Origin of the sequence: Dolichospermum sp. UHCC 0260 (genome assembly GCF_009711985.1) — a bacterium.
GTDB classification, from domain to species: Bacteria; Cyanobacteriota; Cyanobacteriia; order Cyanobacteriales; family Nostocaceae; genus Dolichospermum; species Dolichospermum lemmermannii.
Window position 1 is genome coordinate 11,596 of record NZ_VIKZ01000064.1, and the last position, 3,730, is coordinate 15,325.

General features: G+C 40.4%; 5 protein-coding genes. 1 reads left to right on the plus strand and 4 read right to left on the minus strand.

Going from position 1 to position 3,730, the window contains the following annotated elements; all coding sequences use genetic code 11:
* The first annotated feature begins 2 nt into the window (after positions 1-2).
* On the plus strand, positions 3-629 hold the full coding sequence (locus tag FJR08_RS19855) for a hypothetical protein (protein WP_168634300.1): 627 nt from the start codon (positions 3-5) through the stop codon (positions 627-629).
* 177 nt (positions 630-806) lie between these two features.
* Here the strand turns inward: FJR08_RS19855 and FJR08_RS19860 are convergent, their stop codons facing one another.
* From FJR08_RS19860 to folD, 4 genes are all read right to left on the minus strand, one after another.
* Positions 807-995: a hypothetical protein gene (locus FJR08_RS19860; protein ID WP_254435810.1), complete on the minus strand. Its 189-nt coding sequence runs from the start codon at positions 993-995 to the stop codon at positions 807-809.
* A 118-nt stretch (positions 996-1,113) separates the two neighbouring features.
* Complete coding sequence (locus FJR08_RS19865) at positions 1,114-1,569, minus strand: divergent PAP2 family protein (protein WP_015079166.1); 456 nt, start codon at positions 1,567-1,569, stop codon at positions 1,114-1,116.
* Positions 1,570-1,662: 93 nt separating this feature from the next.
* Positions 1,663-2,601, minus strand: a complete 939-nt coding sequence (crtE, locus tag FJR08_RS19870; RefSeq protein ID WP_168634301.1) for a geranylgeranyl diphosphate synthase CrtE — start codon at positions 2,599-2,601, stop codon at positions 1,663-1,665.
* Positions 2,602-2,730: 129 nt separating this feature from the next.
* Positions 2,731-3,606: a bifunctional methylenetetrahydrofolate dehydrogenase/methenyltetrahydrofolate cyclohydrolase FolD gene (gene folD / locus FJR08_RS19875; RefSeq protein ID WP_168634302.1), complete on the minus strand. Its 876-nt coding sequence runs from the start codon at positions 3,604-3,606 to the stop codon at positions 2,731-2,733.
* Positions 3,607-3,730 lie beyond the last annotated feature (124 nt).

The following is a 3,730-nucleotide window of genomic DNA, read 5'->3' on the forward strand; positions in this document are numbered from 1 at the left end:
AAATATTAACAATCTTACCAAGTGCCTTATTACTAGCAGTTACTCCCTTAATTAGCAATATCAATCCTGTTATTGCTCAACAAAATCTTACTAATTGTCAACCACCAAATGCAGGAGAATATTTATTATTAGTAGTAAGTCCCACAACTGAAAATCAAAAGCAGTTGCGTAGTGCATTACCGACTGAATTAAAAACAGTTACTTGCAAATATAATAATCAAACAGTAACGCGAATTGGTGGGTTTAAAAATATTGATGATGCCAATCGCTGGGCAAGGTATATTCAAAATATAGTTGGTTTATCTGCCATTATCACCACTCTTCCCATACCACAAACAACTCCAAAAGTACCAAATTCAAAAATCACCTATAACCCCAAAATATTAGGGGAAGGTTATGCAATTCTGGTAGATTATTTCAACCGTCCAGAAATGGTTAGTAGTCTCCAAAAAGCTGTAGGAGGTGATGTGGGTTTTGTCTCCTATGGACAACGCCCTTACTTGTTAGCAGTTTATACTACCAATCAAAAGGAAGCATACAATACATTAAAAAAACTTAGCGAAAGTGGATTTGTAGCTATCTTAGCTGATGGTCGGAAAGTAGTTTTACTCCGCTCAATTGTCCGTTGATATTAATTAGAGGAGAGTCTAAAATTATGCTACGACGATTATGGCGGTATGATTTACGTTTTGCGTTCTAGTAATGATATTTGAGGAAAAATATTGATTTTCTTCATTTATCATTTTTTTAGTTTAAGGTAAGATATTAGCGGAAAATATGTCCGCTTTATTGTATAAAATAAACAGTTAATTTCCTCCAGGACGTACACTAGCAGCCCTACCTCCGCAACGACTACCATCAGCCGCTATATCATCTGGATTTTGACAGTTACCACTACTACTAGTATTACTAGATGTACGTACACTACAGGAACTAACTATGAAAAGAGTGAGTATAATTCCCAATAGCCTGCTAGTAGAAAAAATCGTTGACATAACTTTAACATCTGAAATTGTACTGATTAAATTTTTACATAAGATTCTAATTTACACAAGATTTGCCTGAAAATCTGATTATTACGTACGAGCAATATCCTTGTTTACTGACAACCGACTAATATACAGCCCGCGCTAACCAAGAAATAGCTACACCTAAAACTGAACCAGCAATGACTTGAACTGGTGTATGTCCTAATAATTCCTTGAGACGGTCTTGAAAAAAGTCCGGTTTTTCATGGAATAATTCATCAATCATTTGATTGAGGATTTTTGCTTGCTTGCCGGCAGCTTGACGCACTCCAGCGGCATCATACATAACGATGATAGCAAAAACTGTAGCTAGAGCAAATTCTGGGGATGCCCAACCTAAAGTTTGGCCAACACCGTCTGCTAGGGCTGTTACTAGGGCTGAATGGGCGCTGGGCATACCTCCAGTAGTTACTAAAACACGCACGTTTAATTTACGATGTTTGACTAACTCAACGATAAGCTTTAATCCTTGAGCTACAAAACAAGCTACAAGCGCAACCAGCAGCACCCGGTTGTTAACAATTTCGCCTATGTCCTGCATGGTATTTTGGTGAAGTTAGTAAGTGTAAGCAGTGATTGTATGGAGGAAAAACGGCAGTAGAAGCCAAAATTTAGTTAAAATCCACAATTGGGCTTAGTTATTGCGGTTGATGATAAAGTGAGCGAGCGCTTGCAAAGGAATGGCTTTTTCACCATAGGATGCTAATTCAGCACAAGCTTCAGCAACCAGGTGTTGAGCTTTAGCGCGAGATTCTTCAATTCCCCACAGACTAGGATAGGTGACTTTCTGGGCTGTGAGATCCTTACCAGCGGTTTTACCTAACTGCTCTTGGGTAGCAGTGATATCCAGAATATCATCAATGATTTGGAAAGCCAGACCGATATTTTGAGAATAACGAGTTAATTTTTGCACATCTTCGGCAGATGCACCAGCAATAATTCCCCCACAAACTACACAAGCTTCTAACAAAGCTGCGGTTTTATGATTATGAATAAAATTCAGGGTTTCTAAGGAAATATCTGACTTACCTTCCGATTCCAAATCTACCACTTGACCACCGACTAAGCCAGCCGCACCCAAGGCTTTACCCAGGCGAATGATGACTTGTAAAACTCTATCCCTAGGTACATTTGTAGGAGTTTGGGCGGCTACGTGTTCAAAGGCTAAAGCCAATAAACCATCTCCTGCCAAAATAGCCACATCTTCACCATAAACTTTATGATTTGTGAGTTTACCGCGACGATAATCATCATTATCCATGGCGGGTAAATCATCATGAATCAATGACATGGTGTGGATCATTTCTACAGCACAGGCTGTAGCCATAGCCATTTCTATTGTGCCACCAATCATGTCAGCAGTCGCAAGACAGAGAATAGGACGAACTCGTTTACCTCCAGCTAAGAGTGAGTAGCGCATAGCTTCATAAATCTTTTCTGGATAAACGACGGTAATGGAATTATCCAAAGCTTGTTCGCAAAGCTGTTGTCGTTGTTTGAGATAGATAGCGAGGTTAAAACTAGCCGACTCTGATTTTTTTGGGGTTTCCAATCTTTTATCCGTTGCTACCATGCTTTGTATTCCTCTTGACTGTTCAAAATATTGGGCTGTTTGTGATCTGTTTACCAATTTTACGGGGCTTTGGGGCGGAAACACTCACGGTTTTGGTGAGTAATCATGAATATTCACAAAAATTATTTCTCAGTTGCCTGTGGTTTGTAAATAGCTAGAAACAGTATTTTGCAATAACATAGCCACTGTCATTGGACCGATACCACCAGGAACAGGAGTAATATATTCTGCCACATTAGCGATCGCTTCAAACTGAACATCACCAACTAACCGACTTTTACCATTGCTATCTGTAACCCGATTTATTCCCACATCTACCACAACTGCGCCCGGTTTTACCATCTGGGCATTAATCATTCCCGGAATCCCGGTGGCAGCAATGAGAATATCAGCATCTTTAGTAATATCTTGTAAATCCTGGGTTTTGGAATGGGCAATTGTGACTGTGGCATTAGCTGCTAATAACATCAAAGCCATCGGTTTCCCTACTAAAATACTCCGTCCTACGACTACGGCTTTTTTGCCCTGTAAAGGAATTCTATATTCTGCTAACAATCGCATCACACCGGCAGGAGTACAACTCCGTAAACCGGTTTCACCTCGTACCAGTCTTCCTAAGTTCACAGGGTGGAGTCCGTCAGCGTCTTTATCCGGGGCAATTTGATGTAGTAGACTGACAGCATCTAAATGATTGGGAAGGGGTAGCTGGACTAAAATCCCATCTACTTGATCATCTGCGTTGAGTTGGGCAATTACTTCCTCTAGTTCGGTTTGGCTGGTTTGGGTGGGAAAGTGTTTACCAAAAGAGGTAATTCCGACTTTGGCACAGGATTTTTCTTTGTTGCGAACATAAGCGGCTGATGCGGGGTTGTCTCCCACCATTAATACCGCTAATCCAGGCGATCGCCCAATTTTACCTTGTAATTTGCTAATTGTCTCACTAATTTCTTGCTGAATTTTATCGGCTAATGCTTTACCATCAAGGATTTTGGCGGTTTGTTTCATAAGGGAATAGGTGACAGGTGACGGGTGACAGGTGACAGAATAAGAGCTAAAAGCGAAGATAAATATTTTCTATTAAACCTCGTCCATTTTGAAACCCGGAGTAGTGCGGGCATCTTGCCCGCTA

Coding starts and splice junctions, on each gene's coding strand:
- FJR08_RS19860 (WP_254435810.1), bottom strand. CDS start 995: ATGTCAACGATTTTTTCTACTAGCAGGCTATTGGGAATTATACTCACT.
- FJR08_RS19865 (WP_015079166.1), bottom strand. CDS start 1,569: ATGCAGGACATAGGCGAAATTGTTAACAACCGGGTGCTGCTGGTTGCG.
- crtE (WP_168634301.1), bottom strand. CDS start 2,601: ATGGTAGCAACGGATAAAAGATTGGAAACCCCAAAAAAATCAGAGTCG.
- folD (WP_168634302.1), bottom strand. CDS start 3,606: ATGAAACAAACCGCCAAAATCCTTGATGGTAAAGCATTAGCCGATAAA.